General features: G+C 72.7%; 19 protein-coding genes and 1 pseudogene. 11 read left to right on the forward strand and 9 right to left on the reverse strand.

Annotation, left to right across the window (positions count from 1 at the left end; all coding sequences use genetic code 11):
- Window positions 1–38: 38 nt before the first annotated feature.
- On the forward strand, window positions 39–902 hold the full coding sequence (fdhD, locus tag D7223_RS15275) for a formate dehydrogenase accessory sulfurtransferase FdhD (RefSeq protein ID WP_120729062.1): 864 nt from the start codon (window positions 39–41) through the stop codon (window positions 900–902).
- 4 nt (window positions 903–906) lie between these two features.
- Here the strand turns inward: fdhD and D7223_RS15280 are convergent, their stop codons facing one another.
- Entirely contained in the window at window positions 907–1599 is a 693-nt protein-coding gene (locus D7223_RS15280; RefSeq protein ID WP_120729063.1) for a GAP family protein, read from the reverse strand.
- Between the two features lie 104 nt (window positions 1600–1703).
- A complete protein-coding gene (locus tag D7223_RS15285; RefSeq protein WP_120729064.1) occupies window positions 1704–2741 on the reverse strand; it encodes a DUF4192 domain-containing protein in 1038 nt (345 codons plus the stop codon).
- Window positions 2742–3021: 280 nt separating this feature from the next.
- Here D7223_RS15285 and D7223_RS15290 point away from each other — a divergent pair, with 280 nt between their 5' ends.
- From D7223_RS15290 to D7223_RS15310, 5 genes are all read left to right on the forward strand, one after another.
- Complete coding sequence (locus D7223_RS15290) at window positions 3022–3936, forward strand: fructosamine kinase family protein (RefSeq protein ID WP_120729065.1); 915 nt, start codon at window positions 3022–3024, stop codon at window positions 3934–3936.
- On the forward strand, window positions 3933–4946 hold the full coding sequence (gene moaA / locus D7223_RS15295) for a GTP 3',8-cyclase MoaA (RefSeq protein ID WP_120729066.1): 1014 nt from the start codon (window positions 3933–3935) through the stop codon (window positions 4944–4946). The genes D7223_RS15290 and moaA overlap by 4 nt, the downstream gene beginning before the upstream one ends.
- Window positions 4947–4948: 2 nt before the next feature.
- Window positions 4949–5242, forward strand: coding sequence for a MoaD/ThiS family protein (locus D7223_RS15300; protein ID WP_120729067.1), 294 nt, complete (start codon window positions 4949–4951; stop codon window positions 5240–5242).
- A gap of 11 nt (window positions 5243–5253) precedes the next feature.
- Window positions 5254–6498: a metallophosphoesterase gene (locus D7223_RS15305; RefSeq protein WP_120729068.1), complete on the forward strand. Its 1245-nt coding sequence runs from the start codon at window positions 5254–5256 to the stop codon at window positions 6496–6498.
- Window positions 6499–6559: 61 nt separating this feature from the next.
- Window positions 6560–9751 (forward strand): UvrD-helicase domain-containing protein, encoded by a 3192-nt coding sequence (locus tag D7223_RS15310; RefSeq protein WP_120729069.1) that lies wholly within the window; start codon window positions 6560–6562, stop codon window positions 9749–9751.
- 58 nt (window positions 9752–9809) lie between these two features.
- Here D7223_RS15310 and D7223_RS15315 read toward each other — a convergent pair whose 3' ends face one another.
- Window positions 9810–10853, reverse strand: coding sequence for an EamA family transporter (locus D7223_RS15315; protein ID WP_120729070.1), 1044 nt, complete (start codon window positions 10851–10853; stop codon window positions 9810–9812).
- A 595-nt stretch (window positions 10854–11448) separates the two neighbouring features.
- Here D7223_RS15315 and D7223_RS34120 point away from each other — a divergent pair.
- From D7223_RS34120 to D7223_RS15330, 3 genes and pseudogenes are all read left to right on the forward strand, one after another.
- A pseudogene (locus D7223_RS34120) lies at window positions 11449–11943 on the forward strand (LppU/SCO3897 family protein); the annotation flags it as partial.
- A gap of 388 nt (window positions 11944–12331) precedes the next feature.
- Entirely contained in the window at window positions 12332–12760 is a 429-nt protein-coding gene (locus D7223_RS34125; RefSeq protein ID WP_120729273.1) for an LppU/SCO3897 family protein, read from the forward strand.
- Window positions 12761–12892: 132 nt separating this feature from the next.
- The gene (locus tag D7223_RS15330) at window positions 12893–14131 is read left to right on the forward strand and encodes an ATP-binding protein (protein WP_120729072.1); all 1239 of its coding nucleotides are present in this window, start codon (window positions 12893–12895) and stop codon (window positions 14129–14131) included.
- A 17-nt stretch (window positions 14132–14148) separates the two neighbouring features.
- Here the strand turns inward: D7223_RS15330 and D7223_RS15335 are convergent, their stop codons facing one another.
- The gene (locus tag D7223_RS15335) at window positions 14149–14694 is read right to left on the reverse strand and encodes a GNAT family N-acetyltransferase (RefSeq protein ID WP_120729073.1); all 546 of its coding nucleotides are present in this window, start codon (window positions 14692–14694) and stop codon (window positions 14149–14151) included.
- Between the two features lie 133 nt (window positions 14695–14827).
- Between D7223_RS15335 and D7223_RS15340 the strand changes: the two genes are divergently transcribed.
- Window positions 14828–15373 (forward strand): DoxX family protein, encoded by a 546-nt coding sequence (locus D7223_RS15340; RefSeq protein WP_120729074.1) that lies wholly within the window; start codon window positions 14828–14830, stop codon window positions 15371–15373.
- Between the two features lie 215 nt (window positions 15374–15588).
- Window positions 15589–17022 carry a glycosyltransferase 87 family protein gene (locus D7223_RS15345; protein WP_120729075.1) on the forward strand — a complete coding sequence of 478 codons (1434 nt, stop codon included), beginning with the start codon at window positions 15589–15591 and terminating at the stop codon, window positions 17020–17022.
- Window positions 17023–17197: 175 nt separating this feature from the next.
- On the opposite strand, the gene D7223_RS15350 is transcribed toward D7223_RS15345, so the two are convergent.
- From D7223_RS15350 to D7223_RS15370, 5 genes are all read right to left on the reverse strand, one after another.
- Window positions 17198–17626: a molybdenum cofactor biosynthesis protein MoaE gene (locus D7223_RS15350; protein ID WP_120729076.1), complete on the reverse strand. Its 429-nt coding sequence runs from the start codon at window positions 17624–17626 to the stop codon at window positions 17198–17200.
- Window positions 17623–18882, reverse strand: a complete 1260-nt coding sequence (locus D7223_RS15355) for a molybdopterin molybdotransferase MoeA (RefSeq protein WP_120729077.1) — start codon at window positions 18880–18882, stop codon at window positions 17623–17625. The genes D7223_RS15350 and D7223_RS15355 overlap by 4 nt, the downstream gene beginning before the upstream one ends.
- A 37-nt stretch (window positions 18883–18919) precedes the next feature.
- Window positions 18920–19390, reverse strand: a complete 471-nt coding sequence (locus tag D7223_RS15360) for a MogA/MoaB family molybdenum cofactor biosynthesis protein (RefSeq protein WP_120729078.1) — start codon at window positions 19388–19390, stop codon at window positions 18920–18922.
- Window positions 19387–19878 (reverse strand): cyclic pyranopterin monophosphate synthase MoaC, encoded by a 492-nt coding sequence (gene moaC, locus D7223_RS15365; protein WP_120729079.1) that lies wholly within the window; start codon window positions 19876–19878, stop codon window positions 19387–19389. The genes D7223_RS15360 and moaC overlap by 4 nt, the downstream gene beginning before the upstream one ends.
- 262 nt (window positions 19879–20140) lie before the next feature.
- Entirely contained in the window at window positions 20141–23185 is a 3045-nt protein-coding gene (locus D7223_RS15370; RefSeq protein ID WP_120729080.1) for an AfsR/SARP family transcriptional regulator, read from the reverse strand.
- Window positions 23186–23596 lie beyond the last annotated feature (411 nt).

Genomic DNA, 23596 nt, shown 5'->3' on the forward strand with positions numbered 1-23596 from the left:
GGTGTGCCGGCGGGTCGTGGACGGGGGAGGATGGCGGGATGGGACGGGCCACTGACCGCCGGGGCGTACTCCGGATCGACCTCGACGCGACGGCGGAGGGCCGCACCCCGGTCCGCCGACCGGACAGCCTCGCGGTGGAGGAGCCGCTGGAGATCCGGGCCGGTGCGGTGGGTCCCGGCCGGCGTCGGCCGCTCGCGGTCACCATGCGTACCCCCGGCGACGACCTGGACCTGGCGATCGGCTTCCTGCTCACCGAGGGGCTGATCCGGTCCACCGACGACGTGCTCACCGCCCAGCTGTGCGCCGGCGCGGACACCCCCAACACGTACAACGTGGTCGACGTGGTGCTGGCCCCCGGCGTACCGGAGCCGGCCACCGACCCGGCGCGCAACTTCTACACCACCAGTTCGTGCGGCGTGTGCGGGAAGGCGAGCATCGACGCGGTGCGTACCCGGTCGGTTTTCGCGGTCACCGGCGACCCGCTGCGGGTCCCGGCGGCGGTGCTGGCCGACCTGCCGGAGCGGCTGCGCGCGGCGCAGCGCGGCTTCGACCGCACCGGCGGCCTGCACGCGGCGGGACTGTTCACCGCCGACGGGGAGCTGGTGACGCTGCGTGAGGACGTCGGCCGGCACAACGCGGTGGACAAGGTGGTCGGCTGGGCGGTCCGCGAGCGGCGGCTGCCACTGGCCGGGCACGTGCTGCTGGTCAGCGGGCGGGCCAGCTTCGAGCTGACCCAGAAGGCCTGGATGGCCGGGGTGCCGCTGCTCGCGGCGGTTTCCGCGCCGAGCACCCTCGCCGCCGACCTCGCCGCCGAGGCGGGCATCACCCTGGTCGGCTTCCTGCGCGGGCGGACGATGAACGTCTACGCCCACCCCGAGCGGGTCACGACGGCCACCGGCTGAGCGACTACAGCAGCTCCAACCGGTTCGCCGCGTCCTGGGCGAGCAGGAAACCCGCGATGGCGAGGATCCAGCCCAGTGTGCTGCCGGAGGTCCGGGTGATCCACGCGTTGAGCCGGGCCAACAGCGGCTCGATCCAGGTGGGCCAGGCCACCCGGGCGGCCAGCAGCAGGATCGCCGGCAACACCATCACCAGGCAGTACGCGGCCAGCAGCCCCACCGCGCCCAGCTGCGACACGTCGGAGGTGGCCAGCAGGCCGACCGCGCCGAGGTACGGCAGCATCGTCGCCACCTCGGCCAGCGCGGCGAGCAGGGCCAGGCCGATCAGCCAGCGGACCGAGGAGTCACCGGCGGTCGCCCGGTCCCGCCAGCGCAGCACCCCGCCGGTGCGCGGGCGCTTCTTCCCGCCGTACCGGAAGCTCAGCGCGAACAGCCCCACCCCGAGGACGAGCTGCGCCCAGAGCACCGGCCGGTTGTCCAGCGCCCCACCGAGGGCCTCGCCGAGCCGGGTGCCGCCCCAGAACAGCAGCAGCCCGACGGCGAAGTAGAAGACGGCGATGGTGGCGAGGTAGACCAGGATCCGCCGGACGTTGACCGGGCCGGCCGCGAGCAGCAGCCAGACCGGGATGAAGAGGGTGCCGATGCTCGTGCTGTCCACCAGGGCCAGCCCGGCGAGGGACAGCAGCAGTCCGGCGCTCACGTCGTACCCGTTCTCTGTGCGACCACCCGACAATCCTCCGCCGCGTCCGGGCCGGTGGACTCGACCTGCGGCACGAACGTCACGTACATCCTTCGACGGAGCGGTCAGCGCGACCCGCGGCCACGGCGGCGGCGCAGCACGCCCGGCGTCCTCGGCGACGGCCAGCCGTCCAGCCGCTCCGGTGGCACGCCCTGGCGCAGCAGGTCGTCCAGGAAGCAGGCCAGCGAGTAGTCCGGGTGCAGGGCCAGCGTCCGTTCCAGTGCCACCGCCGCCAGCGCGCCCTGTCCTGCCCGCCAGGCGGCGAAGGCCAGCAGCGACCCGGGCGCGGCGGCGAACTCCGGCTCGGCGCGACGGAGCACGTCGCACCAGAGCGCGATGTCGCCGTCCCGGCCGTCGGTGCGCTCCCAGGCGAGGTCCCGGACCTGGAGATAGGTCAGGAGCAGGGCCAGCCAGGCCACCTCGTCGTCGCTGAGCCGGTCCCCCCGCCGCTGCCGGCGCAGCGCGAGACGGACCGCGGCCGACCCGGCGGCACGGACTGCCCGTCCCGACGTCAGATCGGCGTCGGAGGCCCGGCCGACCAGACGGGTCAGCCGGCGCTCGGCCCGTGCCGCAGCCCGGGTCAGCGCGGCGCGCTCCGGCCCCTCGACCGGTGCGACCTGCGCCACCAGGGCGGCGCGGTCGGGCAGGGCGACCTGGCCGGCGAAGACCGCCGCAGCGGTGACCTCGCTGGCCGACACGTCGTAGGGGGTGCCGTCGGCCGGGCAGCAGTCCGGCTCGGCGCAGAGGTACGACCAGTACCGGCCGTCGGTGACGCGCAGCGCGTCGAGAACGGGGATCCCCTGGTCGGCGAGGGCGGCGCGGACCGCGTCGACACCGGGCGTGACCCGGGCCGCCGGCCCGTAGCCGACCACCGTGGCCGTCTCCGCGGCCTGGCGGGCGACGACGGCGGCCAGATGTCGGGTGGGTGCCACCGGATCGGCGGGGTCCGGCAGGTCGAGCCGGGCGGCGAAGGTGACGCGGCGGCCCCGCATCGCCACCACGACCACGCTGTCGGCGGGGTGGAAGCCGAGCAGGTACGGCACGGCGGCGACGAGGTCGGCGGGGGAACGTACGGAGAGCAGGGGCGTGTCGGCCGGGGTCATGTCGGCAGCCTGCGGGGTGCCGCACCCGCCCGACAGCCCCTGTGGACGACACGCGGGTTATCCACACAACGCAGAGTGTTTCCGCAGGTCAGGACGTTCCGCCACGCTATTGGAACGCTTCGACGGATCGAGATCGACTCCACTTTCCTGACCTCGGGGTGTCCGAGTGCGCACGACACCCCGATGTTCGTGAACCCGAGTCGATCATCGGGCTTCTTCCGACCCGCAGCGGGCGGACAAGCACCCTCGCGCGTCGGTGGCAGGGGCTACCTTGCCTCTCATGGATCTGGCGTACCTGCGGGCGCACCCCGAGCACCTGCCGACGTTCCTGACCCACCAGCGGATCCGGGAGACGCCGGTCCCCGGTGGCGACATCTGTGCCGCGTCGCGCCTCACCCTGGACGACGGCCACTCGGTGTTCGCGAAGACCTGGCCGGAGAACGCCGACCGGCCGGTGCCGGAGGGCTTCTTCGCCACCGAGGCGGCGGGCCTGCGGTGGCTGCGCGAGACGGGGACGGTGGCCGTGCCGGAGGTGCTCGTCGCGCTGCCCGATCTGCTCGCGCTGGAGTGGGTCGAGCCGGGTGAGCCGAGCCGGGACGCGGCCGAGCGCTTCGGCCGGGAGCTGGCCGGGCTGCACCGGGCCGGGGCACCGGCCTTCGGCGCGGAGTGGACCGGTTTCGTCGGTGCGCTACCGGCGGACAACACCCCGCACGAGGGCCCGTGGTCGACCTGGTTCGCCGAGCGGCGGCTGCGACCTTATCTGCGGATGTCGGTCGACAACGGCGCGCTCGGCGGCGACGACGCGTCCGCCGTCGAAATGGTGATCGACGCGGTGGCGGAGTTCGGCGGCGACGAGCCGCCCGCGCGCGTCCACGGCGACCTGTGGCCCGGCAACGTGCTGTGGGGCGCCGACGACCGGGTGTGGCTGGTCGACCCGGCCGCGCACGGCGGGCACCGGGAGACCGACCTGGCGCAGCTCGCGCTCTTCGGCGGCGTGCCACACCTGGACCGGGTCCTGGCCGCATACGACGAGGAGTGGCCGCTCGCCGACGGGTGGCGTGCCCGGGTGCCGGTGCACCAGCTCCACCTCGTGCTGGTGCACACCGCCCTGTTCGGTGCGGCGTACCGCGATGTGGTCGGCCGGACCGTGCGGGACGCCCTCACCGCCCTGCGTCGCGCTACGGTCGACAGGTGACCGCCGCCCCGCCGACCGAGGGCGTCCTCGTCGACCGGTACGGCCGCGTCGCCCGGGACCTCCGGGTCTCCCTGACCGACAAGTGCAACCTGCGCTGCACCTACTGCATGCCGGCCGAGGGTCTGCCCTGGCTGGCCGGGCCGCAGCTGCTCAGCGACGACGAGATCGTCCGGCTGGTCCGGGTCGCGGTGGGCCTTCTCGGGGTGACCGAGGTGCGCTTCACCGGCGGCGAGCCGCTGATCCGGCCGGGCCTGGTCGGCATCGTCGCGGCGGTCGCCGCCCTGGAGCCACGCCCGCGCATCTCGCTGACCACCAACGGCATCGGCCTGGACCGGCTCGCCGCCACGCTGCGCGCCGCCGGCCTGGACCGGGTGAACGTGTCGCTGGACACCCTGGACCGGGACCGGTTCGCCCGACTGACCCGCCGGGACCGGCTGGACGACGTCCTCGCCGGGCTGGCCGGGGCGGCGCGGGCCGGACTCACCCCCGTCAAGATCAATTCGGTGCTGATGCGCGGCGTCAACGACGACGAGGCGCCGGCGCTGCTGCGGTTCGCCCTCGACCACGGCTACGAGCTGCGGTTCATCGAGCAGATGCCACTGGACGCCCAACACGGCTGGGACCGCACCACGATGGTCACCGCCGACGAGATCCTGGCCACGCTGCGTCAGGCGTACGCCCTGGCGCCGGACCCGGTGGTGCGCGGCGCCGCGCCGGCCGAGACCTGGTTGGTCGACGGCGGTCCGGCGCGGGTCGGTGTGATCGGCAGCGTGACCAGGCCCTTCTGCGGCGACTGCGACCGGACCCGGCTCACCGCGGACGGCCAGGTCCGCAACTGCCTCTTCGCCACCGAGGAGTCCGACCTGCGCGCCGCGCTGCGCGGCGGGGCGGACGACGCGGAGCTGGCCCGCCGGTGGCGGGCCGCGATGTGGGGCAAGCGGGCCGGTCACGGCATCGACGACCCCACGTTCCTGCAACCCGACCGGCCGATGTCGGCGATCGGGGGCTGACCGTGGCCGACACCCGACCGGCCGGAACGGCCGACCGGCCGGCGGCGACCGGGACGCTGACCATCAGATACTTCGCGGGAGCACGGGCCGCGGCCGGCCGTACCGAGGAGACCGCATCCGCCGGCCGCTGCCTGGACGAACTCCTCGGTGAGCTGTCCGCGCGGCACGGCGACCGACTGGCCGCGGTGCTGCGGGCGGCGAGTTTCCTGGTCGACGGCGTGACCTGTCATGATCGGCAGGCACCGCTGCCGGCCGGGGCCACGATCGACGTGCTGCCCCCCTTCGCGGGCGGCTGAGGGAGGCCCACGTGTTGGCGGTAGTCGGGTTCGTGACCACGCTGGGCCTGATCACCGGTCTGATCCACCTCTACCTGTGGAAGCGGCTGGTGCGCGACACCACCACACCCGGTCGCGGACGGCGGGTCGGTGGGATCACCGCGCTGGTGCTCGCGCTGCTGGTGCCGGCCACGCTGATGGGCACCCAGGCCGGGCTCTACTGGCTCGCGTGGCCGGGCTACCTCTGGCTCGCGGTCATGTTCTACCTGCTGGTCCTGCTGGTGGCACTGGAGATCCCGATGCTGGTGGCCCGGCTGGTGCTGCGCCGCCGGGTGATCGCCGCCGAGCCCACCACCGCCGCGCCGGAACCGGCCCTGGTGGGGGCCGCCGGGCCCGCCGACCCGCCGGCCGGTGGGGCGGTCACCCCGACCGACCACGACCCGGACCGCCGGTTGCTGCTCGCCCGTGGGGCGGCGATCTTCGCGGGCCTCACCGCCACCGGCCTGACCGGGTACGGCATCCGCACCGCCCTCGGCCCGCCGCAGCTGGACCGGGTGCGGATCCCGCTGGCGAAGCTCCCCCGGAGCATGGACGGCCTGCGCATCGCGACGGTCTCCGACATCCACCTGGGTCCGCTGCGCGGGCGGGCGCACACCGAGCGGATCGTGGCCGCGATCAACCGCCTGGACGCCGACATCGTGGCGGTCGTCGGTGACCTGGTCGACGGCTCGGTCGCCGAGCTGGGCCCGGCGGCGGCACCGCTGCGCGACCTGCGGTCCCGGTACGGCAGTTACTTCGTCACCGGCAACCACGAGTACTACTCCGGCGTGGAGGAGTGGGTGCGGGAGGTGGACCGGCTCGGGCTGCGCGTCCTGCAGAACCGCCGGGTCGAGATCGCCGCGCGCGGCGGCGTGCTGGACCTGGCCGGCGTCAACGACGTCACCGCGCAGGGCACCGGGCTGTCCGCGCCGGCCGACTACCGGGCGGCGCTGGGCGACCGCGACCCGAGCCGCCCGGTGGTGCTGCTCGCCCACCAGCCGGTCGCCGCGGCCGAGGCGGCGAAGTTCGGCGTCGACCTGCAACTGTCCGGCCACACCCACGGCGGCCAGATGGTGCCGTTCAACTACCTGGTCAAGCTCCAGCAACCGGTGGTTTCCGGCCTCGGCGAGGTGGACGGCACGAAGGTCTACGTCACCAACGGCGCCGGCTTCTGGGGCCCGCCGGTCCGGGTCGGCGCGAACCCGCAGATCTCCCTCGTCGAGTTGCGCTCGGCATAGCGCAGCTCACCTCCGAGCGTGGCAACCGGGCGACGCCGCGGCCGGCGTGACAGGATGCGGCGTGCCTCCGTTCAGCGCCGCACCCCCCGGTGGCCTCCCGCCCTTCGTCGCGGACCTGCACATCCACTCGAAATACTCGCGCGCGTGCAGCCGTGACCTGACCCTGCCGAACCTCGGCTGGTGGGCCCGGCGCAAGGGCGTCGCGGTCCTCGGCACCGGCGACTTCACCCACCCCGCCTGGTACGACCACCTGCGGGAGACGCTGCACCCGGCCGAGCCCGGCCTCCACCGGCTGAGCGAGGAGGCGGAGCGGGACATCGCCCGCCGGTTGCCACCCCGGCTGGCCAGCGCGGCCGAGACGGACCCGGTGCGGTTCATGCTCAGCGTGGAGATCTCCACGATCTACAAGCGCGACGACCGCACCCGCAAGGTGCACCACCTGATCTACCTGCCGGACCTGGACGCGGTGGCCCGGTTCAACGCGGCGCTGGGCCGGATCGGCAACCTCGGCTCGGACGGCCGGCCGATCCTCGGCCTGGACAGCCGGGACCTGCTGGAGATCACCCTGGAGGCGAGCGCGGACGGGTACCTGGTGCCCGCACACATCTGGACGCCGTGGTTCTCCGCGCTGGGCTCCAAGTCCGGCTTCGACGCGATCGCCGACTGCTACGCCGACCTGGCCGAGCACGTCTTCGCGGTGGAGACCGGGCTGTCCTCCGACCCGGCGATGAACTGGCGGGTCGGCAGCCTGGACCGCTACCGGCTGGTGTCGAACTCCGACGCGCACTCGCCGCCCGCGCTGGCCCGGGAGGCCACCGTCTTCGACTCCGGTCGCGACTACTTCGCGATCCGCGAGGCGCTGCGCACCGGCGACGGCCTGGCCGGGACGATCGAGTTCTTTCCGGAGGAGGGCAAGTACCACGCGGACGGGCACCGGCTCTGCGGCGTGAACTGGTCACCGGAGCGGACCCGGCAGGCCGGCGGGCGCTGCCCGGAGTGCGGCAAACCGCTGACCGTCGGGGTGCTGAGTCGCGTCGAGGAGCTGGCCGACCGGCCCGAGGGGCACCGGCCGGCACACGCGCGCGACGTGACGCACCTGGTGCCGCTCGCCGAGATCCTCGGTGAGATCAACAAGGTGGGTGCCCGGTCGAAGAAGGTCGAGGGCCGACTGCACGAGCTGGTCGCCGCGCTCGGCCCGGAGCTGGAGATCCTCACCCGCGCCCCGCTGGACGAGATCGGCCGGGTCGGTGGTGAGCTGCTCGCCGAGGGCATCGGCCGGCTGCGACGCGGCGACGTCCGCCGGGTGCCGGGCTACGACGGCGAGTACGGCGTGATCACCCTCTTCGACCCGGCCGAGCTGGGCGGATCGGGCGCGTCCGGCGCGCAGGAGACGCTGTTCGACGTACCCGTGCCGGCGCCGCGGCGGTCCCCGGAGTCGGCGGAGACGGCGAAGCCCCGGCGCACGACGGCGGCCGCGAAGGCCGAGCCGAGGCGGAAGCCCGCGCCGCCGCCGCCGATCGCTCCCCCGCCCTCGCCGCACGAGCCGTTCGAGCCGATGCTGGCCGGCATGGAGGAGGTCGGCACCGGCCTGCTCGACCGGTTGGACGCGATGCAGCGGGTGGCCGCCTCCGCGCCCGGTGGGCCGCTGCTGATCGTGGCCGGGCCCGGCACCGGTAAGACCCGGACGTTGACGCACCGGATCGCGTACCTGTGCGCGGAGCTGAACGTCTTTCCCGAGCGGTGCCTGGCGATCACCTTCACCCGGCGGGCCGCCGAGGAGTTGCGGCACCGCCTGGACGGGCTGCTGGGGCCGGTCGCCGAGGACGTCACCGTCGGCACGTTCCACTCCCTCGGCCTGGCCATCCTGCGGGAGAACGCCGAGGCCGCCGGGCTGCCGGCGGACTTCCGCATCGCCGACGACGCGGACCGGGCGGCGGCGCGGGCCGAGGCCGGCGACGATCCGGCCCACTACACGGCGCTGCTGCGCAAGCAGGACCTGGTCGACCTGGACGAGCTGCTGACCCTGCCGGTGGCGCTGCTGCGCGGGGATCGGAAGCTGGTCGCGCACTACCGGGACCGCTGGGAGTGGATCTTCGTCGACGAGTACCAGGACGTCGACGACGTCCAGTACGAACTACTGCGGCTGCTCAGCCCCGCCGACGGCAACCTCTGCGCGATCGGCGACCCGGACCAGGCGATCTACTCGTTCCGGGGCGCCGACGTCGGCTACTTCCTGCGCTTCTCACAGGACTTCACCGACGCCCGGTTGGTCCGGCTCAACCGCAACTACCGCTCGTCCGCGCCGATCCTGGCCGCCGCGGTGCAGGCCATCGCCCCGTCGTCGCTGGTACGTGGCCGTCGGCTGGACCCGGCCCGGCTCGACCCGGAGTCCCCGCTGGTCGGCCGTTACCCGGCAACCTCCGTCGCCGACGAGGCCGAGTTCGTCGTCCGTACGATCGACGAACTGGTCGGCGGGCTGTCCCACCGCTCGCTGGACTCGGGGCGGATCGACGGCCGGTCCACGTCGCTGTCCTTCTCCGACATCGCGGTGCTCTACCGCACCGACGCGCAGGCCGCGCCCATCGTGGACGCCCTGACCCGGGCGAACATCCCGGTGCAGAAGCGGTCCCACGACCGGCTGCGGGACCGGCCCGGCGTCGCCGCCATCGCCCGCGAGCTGCGGCACGCCGACGGGCTGGACGGGTCGCTGGCCGCCCGGGTCCGGTTGGCCGGGCAGGTGGTCGCGGACCGCTTCGCGGTGCCGACCCTCGACGGCGCCGGCACGGTACGCCCGGAGGACGTCCGCTCGGCGGTCGACCTGCTCACCCCGCTGGCCCGCCGCTGCGGCGACGACCTGGAACTGTTCCTCGGTCAGCTCGCCACCGGCGCCGAGGTGGACGCGCTGGACCCGCGCGCCGAGGCGGTCACCCTGCTCACCCTGCACGCCGCCAAGGGCCTGGAGTTCCCGGTGGTCTTCCTGGTCGGCGCGGAGGACGGGCTGCTGCCGCTGCGCTGGCCGGGCGCCGAGCCGGACCCCGACGCGGTCGCCGAGGAACGGCGGCTCTTCTTCGTCGGGCTGACCCGCGCCCAGGACCGCCTCTACGTCAGCCACGCCGCCCGCCGGGTACGGCACGGGTCGGAACGGGAGTGCCGGCCCTCGCGGTTCCTGGACGTGATCGACCCGGGGCTGTTCGAGCGCTTCGGGGAGGCGGAACCCCGCCGCCCGAAGGACCGCCAACTCCGCCTCATCTGAAGCTGCGGTGCAAGGAAGGGCACCTTCTTAACGCCTCGTGTATAGGAAGGGCCCCTTCTTAACCCGTGCTCCGCTCAACCGGCGTGGGCGCGGGGGCGGCGGGTGCGGGAGTGCGCGGGCGGGGGTTGCGCGGGCGTTCGGTGGTGACCACCAGCGCCACACCGGCGACGATCACCGCCCCGCCGAGCACCACCTGTGCGGTGATCGGCTCGGCCACCAGCAACGCACCGAGGGCCACCGCCACCACCGGGTTGACGTACGCGTACGTGGACACCAGCGAGATCGGCGCGTGGTGCAGCAGCCAGACGTACGCGGTGAAGGCCACCAGCGAGCCGGCGACCATCAGGTACGCCAACGCGAGCCACGATCGGGTGGACACGGCCGCCGGGTCGAAACCCCGGAACTCGCCGCGTCCGGCGGCCAGGACGGCGAGCAGCGCCGCTCCGGCGGCCATCTCGTACACCGTGGCCACGAACGGGTCGGCGGGCATCCGGAGGCGTCCGGAGAGGAACGAGCCGACCGACCAACTGGTGGCCGCGGCCACCACGGTCAGCGCACCGACGACCGGCACCGCATCCGATCCGCCCCGGGGCAGCACCAGGAGGACCAGGCCGGCGAAGCCCAGGGCCACCCCGACGAACGTCCAGAGCCCGGGGCGGTCGCCGGTGGCCGAGCGGAGCAGCACCACCAGCAGCGGCACGGTCGCGACCAGCAGCGCCGCGATTCCGGACGGCACCGCCACGCCGGGCGGGCCGGACTCGGCGAGCACCACCAGGCCGTTGCCGCCGGCCAGCAGCAGCATCCCGACCAGTGCGGCGGAGCCGAGCTGCCGCCGATCCACCCGCAGGGCGCCCGGCCCACGCCGCAGCCGCAGCACGACCGCCAGCACGACACCCGCGACGGCGAACCGGGCCGCCGCCGATCCGAGCGGCGGCAGCGTCTCCACGGTGATCCGGATGCCGAGATAGGTCGACCCCCAGAGGACGTAGACCAGCGCCAACGCGGTCCAGATCAGCGCGGGGGTGGCGGCCGGACGGCGCGGTGGGGCGTCCGGCGACCCGGAGCCTGCGGGGGGCACGGGATCTGGCACAGGTGAGCTCATCGGTCGTCCACGCTACGGTGACGAGGGGCTCGGCGTCCGGTGAGGGTGGCCGGCCTCTCACCACTCGTGCAGGAGGGCTGGCATGGCGAACTACGGACCACCGGGCGGCGGGGGCCCGGAACCGTGGCGGGGACAGCGGCCGGGCGACGCGTACGGCCCCTCGGGCGGCAGACCCGCCCCGGGCCGTTGGGACGACCCGAACGCCCCGGACCCGCAACGTCAGGGGGATCCGCGGGCCGGCCACGGTGGCGGGCCGTACGGGCCGCCCACCGGCCCCGATCCGCGTCCCGGCTACGGCGGTGGCCCCGGTCCGGCCGGTCCACCCGGGCCCGGTGACGCACCCCGATACGGCGGCGCACCCGGCTACGGCGGTCCGCCCGGTCCCGGTGACGCTCCGGGCTACGGCGGCGCACCCGGCTACGGCGGCGCACCCGGCCACGGCGGCAGCCCGGGCCAGGGCGGGGGCGCAACCGGCTACGGCGCACCCGGCTACGGCGGCGGTGCACCCGGCGACGGAGCGCCGGGCTACGGCAACGATCCGTACCGTACCGGCGGCTCGCCGTACGGCTCGCCTCCCGACGCCGGCGGTGCGGCGACCGCGTACGCCGGTGATCCCGTACCTCCCCCGGAGCGCAAGCGGTCGCGGGGTCCGCTGATCGCGGTGCTCGCCGCGGTGCTGGTCCTGGTCCTCGGCGGGGCGACGGCGCTCTACCTGCTCGGCCGCGACGACGCCGCCGCGCCCACCGCCGGGCCGACCGAGCCGGCGCCGGCCGCCGACGAGTCCAGCGAGCCGGCGGTGGAGCCGGAGCCGACGTCGACCGCACCCGCTCCGGAGTCGTCGGCCGATCCGCGGTTCGCCAAGGCGGGGCAGTGCGTCCGCAACGAGGGTGCCGCCGGCGGCAAGCCCAAGCTGCTGATCAGCGAGTGCGCGCCGAAGACGTACGAGGTGCTGCGGCGGGTCGACGGCGCTACCACCGGGGAGAAGGACGCCGCCTCGAAGTGCGCGAAGGTGGCGGGCTATACCAACTGGTACTTCTTCGACAGCGAGCTGGACACCCTCGACTTCGTGCTCTGCCTGAAGCAGCGCTGACCGTGGTACCCCAGGGGGAGAAATGACCACCAACGGAGCGCCCGGCCAGCCCGACGACCCCTACCGGCGTCCGTCCGACGATCCCCCGGTCGACCCGACCGCACCGCAGTGGGGCCGGCCCACCCCGGGCGTCGAGCCGCCGACCGCGCCGATCTGGGGTCCGCCCCAACCGCCGACGTCCGGTGCGGGTTACCCGCCACCGCCCACGTCCGGCGCGGGTTACCCGCCGGGCGGTCAGCCGGACGGGCCGGGTGGCTACCGGCCGCCGGGGCCATTCCCGCCGGCCGGACCGACGCCCGCGCCGGGCGCCGGCCAGCCCTGGGCGGTCCCGGGTGGGTACGGCACGCCCCCACCGCCGACCGGTGGCCGGCGTGGCGGCCGGATCGCGCTGATCGTCGGCCTGGTGGTACTGCTCCTGCTCTGCCCGTGCCTCGGCCTCGCCGGTTGGGCGGTCCTGTGGGCAGCCGGGGACGACGGGAACAGGCCGTCCGTCTCCGCACCGGTGCCCGGGGTGCCCGACACCTCCGGCGAACCGGCGGACCCGTCGCCCGCGCCGTCGTCGACCGCGTCCGGACCGGGTGGGGGCTACGGCCTGGACCTCGCCGCGGGCGACTGCGTGGTCAACGACGGCACCGAGGACGACGCGGAACTGCGCGAGGTGCCGTGTGGTCCGAACACGTTCGAGGTGCTGCTGCGCCTTCCGGCCACCACCGAGGGCGAACGGTGCGCGAGCCGGGCACCGGAGGCGACCGCGAACTACGTGCACGACAACCCGGTCGACCTGCTCGACTACGTGCTCTGCTTGAAGCGACGCTGATTGCCGAAACTAGGGCTGTCTAGCGTGGACGCTAGACAGCCCTAGTTTTGGGTCGAGGAGGGCTCGACACGCCGGTAGCGCCATCTACGGATATCTAGCCCGCCAGCTAGACGGCCCGATACTCTGCGATGCGTGGATCCGGTCCGCAACCCGTACGCGCCGGGCGCCGGCCAGCGCCCGCCCGAACTCGCCGGGCGGGGGCGCGAGCTGGACGTCTTCGACGTCGTGCTGGAACGGATCGCCCGGGGCCGCCCGGAACGCAGCCTGATGCTCACCGGCCTGCGTGGCGTCGGCAAGACCGTCCTGCTCAACACCCTTCGCTCGCAGGCCATCAACCACCTCTGGGGCACCGGCAAGATCGAGGCCCGGCCGGAGGTGTCGCTGCGCCGTCCGGTCGCCGCCGCGCTGCACATGGCGGTCCGCGAACTGGCCCCCCGGCACCGCGCCCCGGACCGGATCGACGCCTTCCTCGGTGTGCTCAAGGCGTTCGCCCAGCGTTCCGTGCCCACCGGCCGCACCGCCGCACCGAAGCTGCGCGACCGCTGGCAGCCGGGCATCGACGTGCCGGCGACCAGCGGACGCGCCGACTCCGGGGACATCGAGATCGACCTGGTCGAGCTCTTCACCGACGCGGCCTCGATCGCCGCCGACGTGGGCACCGGCATCGCCGTCTTCATCGACGAGATGCAGGACCTCGGCCCGGAGGACGTATCCGCGCTCTGCGCCGCCTGCCATGAGCTGTCCCAGCTCGGCGCGCCGCTCATCGTCGTCGGCGCCGGGCTGCCGCACCTGCCGGCCGTCCTCAGCGCCGCCAAGTCGTACTCCGAACGGCTCTTCCGCTACCAACGCATCGACCGGCTGGACCGGATCGCCGCCGACCAGGCGCTCTGCGCGCCGGCCGAGCGGGAGCAGGTCGAGTACGAGCAGAAGGCCCTCGACCTGCTCTACGAGAAGTCGGGCGGCTACCCGTACTTCGTCCAGGCGTACGGGAAGGCGACCTGGGACCACGCTCCCCGGTCACCGATCACCGCCGCCGACGTGCGGGTCGCCGCCCCGGAGGCCGAGGCGGAACTGGCGGTCGGCTTCTTCGGCTCGCGGTTCGAGCGCGCCACCCCGGCCGAACGCGAGTACATGCGGGCGATGGCGACGCTGTCCCTGGTGGAGGGGGAGGCCGACGGGGGTGGACGGGACGACATGGACGCCGCCGTGCCGACCGCCGAGATCGCCCGCGCGTTGGGCCGCAAACCGGCCAGCCTCTCCCCGGCCCGGGACGCCCTGATCAAGAAGGGCCTCATCTACTCGGGTGAGCGCGGCACCGTCGCGTTCACCGTCCCCCACTTCGGGCGCTACCTGCGCACCCAGCCGGCCTGACAGCCGGCGGGCTGGGATCAGACCTTGGACCAGGGGGGCGGGAAGACGACCTCGCCGCGGGGCGGAGGGCCCTCGCCGCTGGTCGTCGGAGGCAGCGTGAGGGCCTGCCACGGCTCACCCAGTCCGGACCAGGGGCTGGTCAGCCCCAACTCGTCGGCGCGGCCGAAGCCGAACCGGCGGTAGTACGCCGGATCCCCGAGGACGACGACCAGACGCTCACCCAGTTCGGTGGCCGCGTCGAGGGCGGCCTGCACCACCGACGTGCCGAGGCCGATCCGCTGCCGGTGCGGCGCGACCGCCACCGGACCGAGGGCCAGCGCCGGGGCCACGCCCGCGTCGGACGTCACCCGTACGCGGGTGAGCAGGGCGAATCCGACCACCTCGCCGCCGTACTCGGCGACCATGGCAAGAGGGGGCACCCAGGCGTCACTACCGCGTAATTCGTCGACCAGCCCCACCTCGGGCGGGGTGGTGACGTCGGGACGGGCGAAGGCCGCCGCGAGCACCCGACGGACAGCGCCGGCGTCCGCCGGGTCCTCCGGGCGGAGCCGCAGTGTGGTCACGCCGCGAACGTTACTCCGCGTGGCCGGTCCATCCGCGACGGTCGCCCGGCTCGGCGTGGCGCGACGTCAACGTCCACCGATCGGATCGGCGGTTGCGGGGGTAACGCGGGCCGCGACGGGGTATGACTGATCCATGACGCCTGTGCGCTCCCTCGCCCGTGCCATGCTGAGCGGCATCTTCGTGGTAAGCGGGGTGAGGAACTTCCAGAACCCCGGCCGGCTGGTGCCTGCCGCCAAGCCGGTGACGGACCGGGTGGCGCCCCTGTTGCAGCGGGCCCACCCCCGCATCCCCACCGAGACCGAGGCGTTGATCCGGGTGAACGCCGCCGTCCAGGTCGGTGCCGGCCTGATGTTCGCCACCGGGCGCCTCACCCGGCCGGCCGCGCTGGTCCTCGCCGGCACGCTGGTGCCGGTGACCATCGCCGGGCATCCCTTCTGGAACAACGACGACCCGGTGGCGCGCAACAACAACCAGATCCACTTCCTCAAGAACCTCGGTCTCTTCGGCGGTCTGCTGCTGGCCGCGGCCGACACCGAGGGTAAGCCCGGCCTGCGGTGGCGAACCGGTCACCGGATCGGCCACTCCCGACGTTCCGTCCAGCGGGCTGTCCGAACCGCCCGCCGAGAGGCCCGGATCGCCGTACGATCGGCATCGACGGCACGTCGACTCCCGGGTTGACCTGCGTCGATCCTCCCCTCACCGGTTCGCCACCCCCACCAAAACCGCGAATCCCCTGAACCACCCGGGACCAGTTAACGCGGTTGAAATGTCAAAAACTTGTGTGGGATCGGACACGGTCGCATAACGCGGGAGGCGCTGAGGTGGAGGACCGTTCTAGGCTCCGTGCAGGACCTGGACGGGTACGACGACATTGGTACGGGGGTGGCCACACCATGCCGACGACCGTCGGTAGACGGGTGGACCGCCTCGCCCCAGTTCGCCGCGTGACGAGTCAGATCGAACGCGGAACAGTCGTACGGATCGGTGTCGTCGCCACCGTCGTCTACGCCGCGTGGCTCGCCGTCGGAGCCTTCGGCCGGCCGTACAACTTCTTCGACATGAAGATCTACCACGGCGCGGTGGTGTGGTGGGCGAGCGGCCATGAGCTGTACGAGTTCATCGCGCCCGGCACCACCCTCGGTTTCACCTACCCACCGTTCGCCGGCCTGGTGATGCTCCCGATGGCGCACCTGCCGGTCGGGGTGGCCGGCCTGGTCAACGCGGCGGCCAGCATCGCCGCCCTGGCGGTCGTCCTGGCCGCGCTGCTGCGCCCGATCGTCGACCGACTGGGCTGGCCACTGTGGTTCACCGTGGCGATCGCGACGCCGCTGGCCGTGGCCATCGAGCCGGGCCGGGAGACGCTCGGCTACGGCCAGGTCAACCTGCTGCTCTTCGCGCTGATCATCGCCGACCTGGTCGGCCTGCGGTGGCGGGCCCGCCGGGGCACCCACGTCGCCCCGACCGACGGACTGCTGCTGCGCTTCGTCTACAGCGGCGCCTGGGCCGGGGTCGGCATCGGCCTGGCCACCTCGGTCAAGCTGACCCCCGCGCTGTTCATCGCCTACCTGATGCTCACCCGGCAGTGGCGGGCGGCGATGACCGCCGTCGGCACGGTCGTCACGGTGACCCTGGGTTCGTTCGCCGTGGTCGGCACGGAGGCCCGGGCCTACTTCGGTGGCGTGCTGTGGCAGACCGAACGGGTGGGCGCGGCCGACATGACGCCCAACCAGTCGCTGGCGGGTCTCCTGGCCCGCCTCTACGACTCCATCGAGACGCCGGGCCTGCTGTGGCTGTCGTTCGCGTTGTTGATGCTGGCGCTGGGCCTGTCCCGGGCGGCGAACGCGCGGGCCGACGGCGACGAGCTGACCGCGTTCACCCTGGTCGGTCTCACCACGAGCGTGGTCAGCCCGATCTCCTGGACGCACCACCTGGTCTGGGTCATCCCGGCGATCATCGTGCTGGCCGACGCGGCGATCCGACGCAGGGACGCCAGCCGGGGTCCCGCGTCGCGGCCCGGATACGGTGGGCTGCCCGGGGTCAACGGGCTGCGCCCGCCGATCTGGTATCCGACGTGGACCGGCATCCGGCACGGAGTCGCCGCGATCGTGCTCTACCTGCTGTTCCTGGTCTCCCCGATCTGGCCGTACGAGCACCAGCTCCCCGAGGTGTCGCACTATCAGGACGGCCTGTTCGGGGCGTTGATGGAGAACTCGCTGGCGCTGGCGCTGATCGTGCTGGTCGCCGCGCTGCCGTGGCGTCCGGGTGCGGAGCCCGCCTTCTACGCCGACCGGTTCGGTCGTACCCAGGCGCTGCACGGCCGGCGCTGAGGGTGACACCCAGGGCCTTCGTCGAAATCCTCGGTCGAGCCGAGGCGGAGTCCAGGCGGCGGTCCGGCAAGGCGGAGATTCGTCCGGATACCGGTGTCGTATCCGGACGAATCTCCAACGTAGCCGGTCGTCGTCTGGGCCCGCCGCAGGCCGGCCCGGGGCTTCGACACAGGCCCTACGGGCAGTTGACCCATTCCTCGGTGCCGTCGGCGAACACCTGACGCTTCCAGATCGGCAGGCGCGCCTTCACCTCGTCGACAAGCCGCGCACAGGCGGCGAACGCGGCGGCCCGGTGGGCGGTGCTGACCGCCGCGACCAGGGCCACGTCGCCGATGGCGAGCGGGCCGACGCGGTGCGACACCGCCACCGCGTAGACATCGGGGTCGGCGGCGATCTCGGCCGCCACCTCGTGCAGGATCCGTTCGGCGGTCGGGTGCCCCTCGTACTCCAGACTGGTCACCGGGCGGCCGTGATCGTGGTCGCGGACCACGCCCTGAAACGACACGACCGCGCCGGCCCGACGGTCGGCGACCGCGGCCTCGTGCGCGGCGAGGTCCAGCGGCCGGTCGGTCACCGTGCCGTGGACAGTGGTCGGCGCGGTCACCGGCCCCGCTCCCCGGGCAGCAACGGCAGCGGCACGACCGGCACCCGGTCGCCCGACGCGCCGGAGGTGCCGGGGCGGATCACCGCGAAACCGTCCGCGCCGGCCAGGCCGCGCAGCATCGCCGATCCGACGTGTCGGACCGGGTGGGCGGTGCCGGCGGCGTGGTCCACCCGGACCAGCGCCAGGTGCGTGTGGTCGCCCCGCCCGGGCACCGGCTCGGCCAGGGTGGCGTGCGGCAGCACCGGCATCGGACGACCGGCGAGGCCGGCGAGTAGCGGCGCGACCAGCGACACCAGGGCGACGATCGCGGACTGCGGGTTGCCCGGCAGCCCGGCGACGAACCGGACCCGACCGTCGGTGCCGACCAGCCGGGCCAGCAGCATCGGGAAACCGGGCCGCACCGCCACCGTGTTGACCACGTGGTCCGCACCGAGCGCCTCCAGCGCCGGATGCAGGTGGTCGACCGGCCCGTGCATCGTGCCGCCGGTGGTGCAGACCAGGTCGGCGTTGGTCAGCGCACCCCGCAGCGCGGCGACGTGCGCGGGCAGCGTGTCCGCCACCGGGCCGACCACGTCGGCCGCGCGCACCTGGCACCCGTAGCGCCGAAGCCACCCGGGGACCGCCGGCCCGAGCGCGTCGCGGACCCGTCCCGCGCCGGGCGGCCCGGCGGTCAGCAGCTCGTCGCCGAAGACCAGCAGCGCCGCGCGTGGCTGTCGCCGCACCCGCAGGCTGTCGTGCCCGCAGGAGGCGGCCAGGCCGATCAGCGCCGGGTCCACCGGCGTGCCGGCGGGCAGAAGTTCCTCATCGGCGTACGCCTCCTCGCCGGGCTCGCGCCACTCCGGCGCGGACCGCGGCGTGCCCTCGACCAGACCCTCGGGCGTACGCGTCGACTCCTCGATCCGTAGCACCGCCGTCGTGCCCTGCGGCACCATCGCGCCGGTGGCGATCTCGACGGTCGTCGAATCCTCGGCCAGCGGGGCGGGTGTGTTGCCGGCCAGCACCCGTCCGACGATCCGCCACGGGCCCGGACCGCGCACCGCCCAGCCGTCGACGCTGGAGGTCGGGAAGGCGGGCAGGTCGGTCCGGGTGGTCAGCGGCTCGGCGAGGGTGTGCCCGTCCGCCTCGGCGAGCGGCCGGGCCACGACGGGAAGCGCGGCGGCCAGACCGACCGCGTAGACCCGCGAGCGCGCCTCCTCCCAGCCCGCCGGCGGGGGCGCGGCGACGCGATCGTCGGCCGATGCGGTTTCCGTGCTCACCGGTCGAGCCTATCGGTGCGGTCCGACAGGCGCTTCCCTAGTGGTCGCCGCCGCGGAGCTGGTCGACGGCGTGGGTGAGGATCGGCCCGAGCACGGCGAGCCCGTCGCGGGCCCCGCCGGTCGAGCCCGGCAGGTTGACCACCAGGGTGCGGCCGATCACGCCGGCCAGCCCACGGGACAACGCCGCCGCCGGCACCTTGTCGCGGCTGTGCGCGCGGATCGCCTCGGCGATCCCGGGAACCTCGTGGTCGAGCAGCGCCCGGGTGACCTCCGGCGTGCGATCCGACGGGTTGATGCCGGTGCCGCCGCTGGTCAACACCACGTCCACCCCGTCGGCGACGGCCGCCCGCAGCGCCGCACCCACCGGATCGCCGTCCGGCACCACCACCGGGTCGTCCACCGCACAGCCGAGGTCACGCAGACCGGCGACGAGGAGCGGGCCGCTGGTGTCGGCGTAGACCCCGGCGGAGGCCCGGTTGGAGGCCACCACCACCCGCGCCCGGATCACGGCCGGTCCTCCGGGCGGCTCCACTCGCCGGTCTTGCCGCCGCTCTTGCGCAGCACCCGGACGGCGTCCACGCTGGCCGCGGGGTCGACCGCCTTGACCATGTCGACCAGGGCCAGCCCGGCGACGGCGACCGCCGTCAACGCCTCCATCTCCACGCCGGTGCGGTCCGCCGTCCGGGCCGTCGCGGTGATCTCGACCGTGTCGGCGGTGAGTGCCAGATCGACCGTGACACCGTGCAGCGCGATGGGGTGGCACAGCGGGATCAGATCCGGGGTGCGCTTCGCGCCCATGATGCCGGCCAGCCGACCGACGGCGAGCGCGTCCCCCTTCGGCAGACCGTCGCGCCGCAGCAGGTCCACCACCTCCGGGGTGGTGCGCAGACGCCCGGCGGCCACCGCCGACCGGCCGGTGACCTCCTTGGCGGAGACGTCGACCATCCGGGCCGCACCGGCCGCGTCGACGTGGGTGAGCTGTGCGGGATCGGTCACGGCCGCGAGCCTATCTTTCCGGTACGACGCACGAGCGGCGGTGTGGCTCGGGAGGAGCGGTCCGACCGGGCACGTCGACGTGCCGTCGTACGCCGCCCCTCCCTCGCCGACCCGCCGCCGAAGCCCGCTGGGGTAGACCCCGACGGCGGGCGTGTCGACGACCAAGGTCCTGAGCCCTCGTCGCAGGACCTCCCCCGATCGCCGTACCGCGCCACGCTAGCGAGCCCGGCGATAAGAAATCGATAAGCGCCGCGACAGCAGGTCAGGCGCACTCAGCCAGTCGCTTCGCCACCTCGAACCGCTCCGGCACGCCCATCCGGTCGAAGATCGCCAGGGCCCGCTCCCAGTGCCGCCGGGCCCCGACGGGATCCGTCCCGACAAACTGCCCGGCCAACCCGGCCAGCGCTCGCCCCTGCTCATAGGGGTGGGATATCCGTGTTGCCACACGCAGGGCTGCGTTGAACATCTCGACGGACCTCGAATCGTCTCCCGACCGCGCCAAGGCTCGCCCCAAATCGTTCAGTGCCGCTGCCTCCACATGCTGTTCGCCCGACTCGATTGCCAGCCGCAGCGCGAGTTCATGTTGTCGAGTGGCGGCGGAGATGTCACCGAGGCCGATCAACGCGACGCCGAGGTCATTTTGCACCTCCGCCTCGGCATACCGGTGACCTGTGCGGTCGCGCAACGACATCGCTGCGCGGAGCAGCCGGATCGCGGACTCGTAATCTCCCATTCTTGCCTTTATCGATCCGATGTGCCCCATGGCGTTCAGTATGTGAAAATAGTCTCGGTGTACTCGCCCCTTATACAGGTGTAGGCGATGAATGCGAAGCGCTTCCTTGTATCTGCCCAGACCGGCCAACGCGAGCCCCAGGTTAGCCAGGCCACTCGGCACCTCGTGATCACCGTATCCGCGTGGATCACGCAGCGCGGCGACGCCAACTGAGACCGCTTCTTCCAAATCTCCGCGGAGCCAGTACACGGCAGCAAGGTTCGCCCGGAAACGGAAGAGATTCGACCGGTTTCCCTGCTTTTCGCAGGCAGCGACGGCTGCGGTCAGATGCTTGAGGGCATCACCGTACTTGCCCCTTCGCACGTATGCAGACGCGATGTAGTTGTTCATCAACGCGATGCCGGTCAGGTCCTTTGACTCCTCGGCAGCTGCCAGCCCATGTCGATGACTCAGGACGATGTCGTCGAAGTAGGCACGGATGTAGGAGAAGCGCCAGATGGCCCGCGCCAGCCGCCAGGCGTAGAAGCTCCGGCCCTCCTCGTGCGCCGCCACCACGAGAGCAACGACATTGGACCGCTCCTCTTCCATCCACTCCGTTTTCTGTTCACCGAGCAGACCGGCGAGGTCGGTACGAAGAGGGGGCTCGGTCGGAACGTGGGCACGAAGTAGATCACCCTCAAGTGCATCGGCGGCATCGAGGCAGTCATGCAGAACGACGTCGAGGAGTTGTTCGAGCGCTCGCCCTCGCTCCTCCGCTGTGTCTATGTCCATCGACAGGTCGGCCGAGTATCGACGTAGGAGATCGTGCATCCGGTGACGTCCGCCCTGCACCGCCTCGACGAGGTGACAATCGATCAGTTCGTCGAGCACTCGCGCGGCGGTGGACAGGTCCGCTCCGAGGATCGCCGCAGCCACCTTTACCGTGAAATGCGGACCGGGGTGGACAGCCAGGAAACGGAACAGACGCCGGCCCTCCCAGCTCAGTGATCCGTACGACGTCGCGAACGCCCCGGCCACCGATCGCTCCCGTAGTGCGAGGTGCCCCAGACGGTCGGCGGTGTCGTCCAGCAACCGGGCCAGATCCCTGACCGTCCATGCGGGACGGTGCGCTAGCCGGGCACCGGCAAGCCGGATGGCCAGGGGAAGGTAACCGCAGCTCCGTATCACCATCGCCGCCGCCTCGGGCTCTGCCGATATCCTCTCTTTGCCAACTGCCGATTCGAGGAGAGCCAGCCCTTCTGACGGCCTCAGGACCGGGAGTAGCCACGGCGGGCTCGCGTCAACGCCGTCGAGCCTGCGACGGGTGGTGACGATGACCACGCTGCCTGGCTCCGACGGCAGCAGGGGATGAACCTGTTCACTGGTCGCTGCGTTGTCCAGAACCACGACACTTCGGCGTCGGGAGAGCTCTCGGCGCCAAAGTTCTGCGCGATGGTCCTGTTCGGCGGGGATCTGAGCGCTCGGTACTCCCAGCTGGCGCAGCAGAGTACCGAGTGCGACGACGGGATCGACCATCCCACTTGCGCCGTGTCCGCCCAGGTCGATGAAGAGCGCCGCGTACTGATGGTGACGCACCAGCAGACGCGCCAGATGCACTGCGGCTGTGGTCTTGCCACTTCCAGCCATGCCTTCGATGACGTGCACCGGCGAGGTGTGGACCACCAGATGTCGGGTCTCCGCTATCAGCTCGGAAATGAGATCTGCTCGACCGACGAAGTACGGCACCGGCCGGGGCAGCCAGTTAACCGCCGGTTCCCGCCTGACGGGGGCAGCGGTCCGGGAGTCACGTGTAGTAGCCGCCGTCCGGTGCTGTGGCACCGAACCGGCGGGGTGGGTCGTGTCCATGATGGTGTGGACTGCCCTTCGCAGCTCACCTCCGGGCTCGATGCCGAGTTTCTCGGCCAACGTCGTCCGCGCGGCCTCGAAGACGGCAAGTGCCCCCGCATGATCACCCTGGGCACGCAGCGCCCGGATGAGGAGGACGTAGGCAGGCTCCCGCAGGGGATCAAGAGCGAGGACCTCACGTACGGTCGGAACCGCCGATTCCGGACGCTTCAACTCGATTCTGAGCTCGGCCAACAGCTCCATGGCGCCCAATCGTTGCTCGTGTGCACCCGAGACACGAGCGCTGAGTGACGGACCCAGCGAGAGGCCCGCAAGCATGCGACCCCGCCAACGGTCAAGCGCTCGGGCTGTCAGGTGCTCGGCCTCCCGCAGGTCGCCACGCCGGGCCAGTTCCCGAGCCTCGGCGTACTCCGAGGTGAACTCCATCAGGTCAAGACCGGATTCGCCGAGCCCGAAGCGATAGCTGTCCCCTTCCTTGATGACGGCCTCTCTTCCCTGCCCTGCCCTCTTGAAGATCCGCCTGAGGTTGGCGGCGTACGTACGGACATTCGGGACCGCGGATCTCGGGGGTTGGTCCGGCCATAGTTCGTCCACGAGTTCGTCGACCGTCACCAGCCGGCCTGCGTGCACGGCCACCATCGCGAGGACCACCTTCTGCTTCGGCGTGCCGAGGGGCGGGCAACCTGCCTCCGCCCGGACAGCCAACTCGCCCAGAACCCTGATTTCCACCCGGCCCCCCGACTGTTAATCGGCCGCAGTTCTAGCAACAACCGAACGTTAGCGGAGGTTCACGGTAAACCGAACTACGGATACGGCAGAGGCGATAGGCCGCGACAATGAAGCAGCGGGACGCGTAAGCGACGCCGGCCGCCCCGCAAGGCGGCTCGGCGCGCCAATACGATCGCGCACAGCGTCCGTCGACAGCAATCCGCGAAGGAGCGTGGACAGAACGTCACATACACGTCGAAGGTTAGCTAATGTTGCGCATAGCGACATTTTCTTCTTCAAAAGATTCCTAGCCGCCCCTAGGCTCCCTTTCGGGAGCAAAACCCTCTGAGCGTTATCGCGGCGGGCTGGGGAGCGGGAGGAGATCAGCTATGTCTGCGCACGAATGGCAATGAGCAATTGTGGTCGACGCGT

The sequence above is a fragment of the Micromonospora endolithica genome, from assembly GCF_003626595.1.
Taxonomy (GTDB): Bacteria; Actinomycetota; Actinomycetes; order Mycobacteriales; family Micromonosporaceae; genus Micromonospora; species Micromonospora endolithica.

Coding starts and splice junctions, on each gene's coding strand:
- fdhD (WP_120729062.1), top strand. CDS start 39: ATGGGACGGGCCACTGACCGCCGGGGCGTACTCCGGATCGACCTCGAC.
- D7223_RS15285 (WP_120729064.1), bottom strand. CDS start 2,741: ATGACCCCGGCCGACACGCCCCTGCTCTCCGTACGTTCCCCCGCCGAC.
- D7223_RS15290 (WP_120729065.1), top strand. CDS start 3,022: ATGGATCTGGCGTACCTGCGGGCGCACCCCGAGCACCTGCCGACGTTC.
- D7223_RS15315 (WP_120729070.1), bottom strand. CDS start 10,853: ATGAGCTCACCTGTGCCAGATCCCGTGCCCCCCGCAGGCTCCGGGTCG.
- D7223_RS15340 (WP_120729074.1), top strand. CDS start 14,828: ATGACGCCTGTGCGCTCCCTCGCCCGTGCCATGCTGAGCGGCATCTTC.
- D7223_RS15345 (WP_120729075.1), top strand. CDS start 15,589: ATGCCGACGACCGTCGGTAGACGGGTGGACCGCCTCGCCCCAGTTCGC.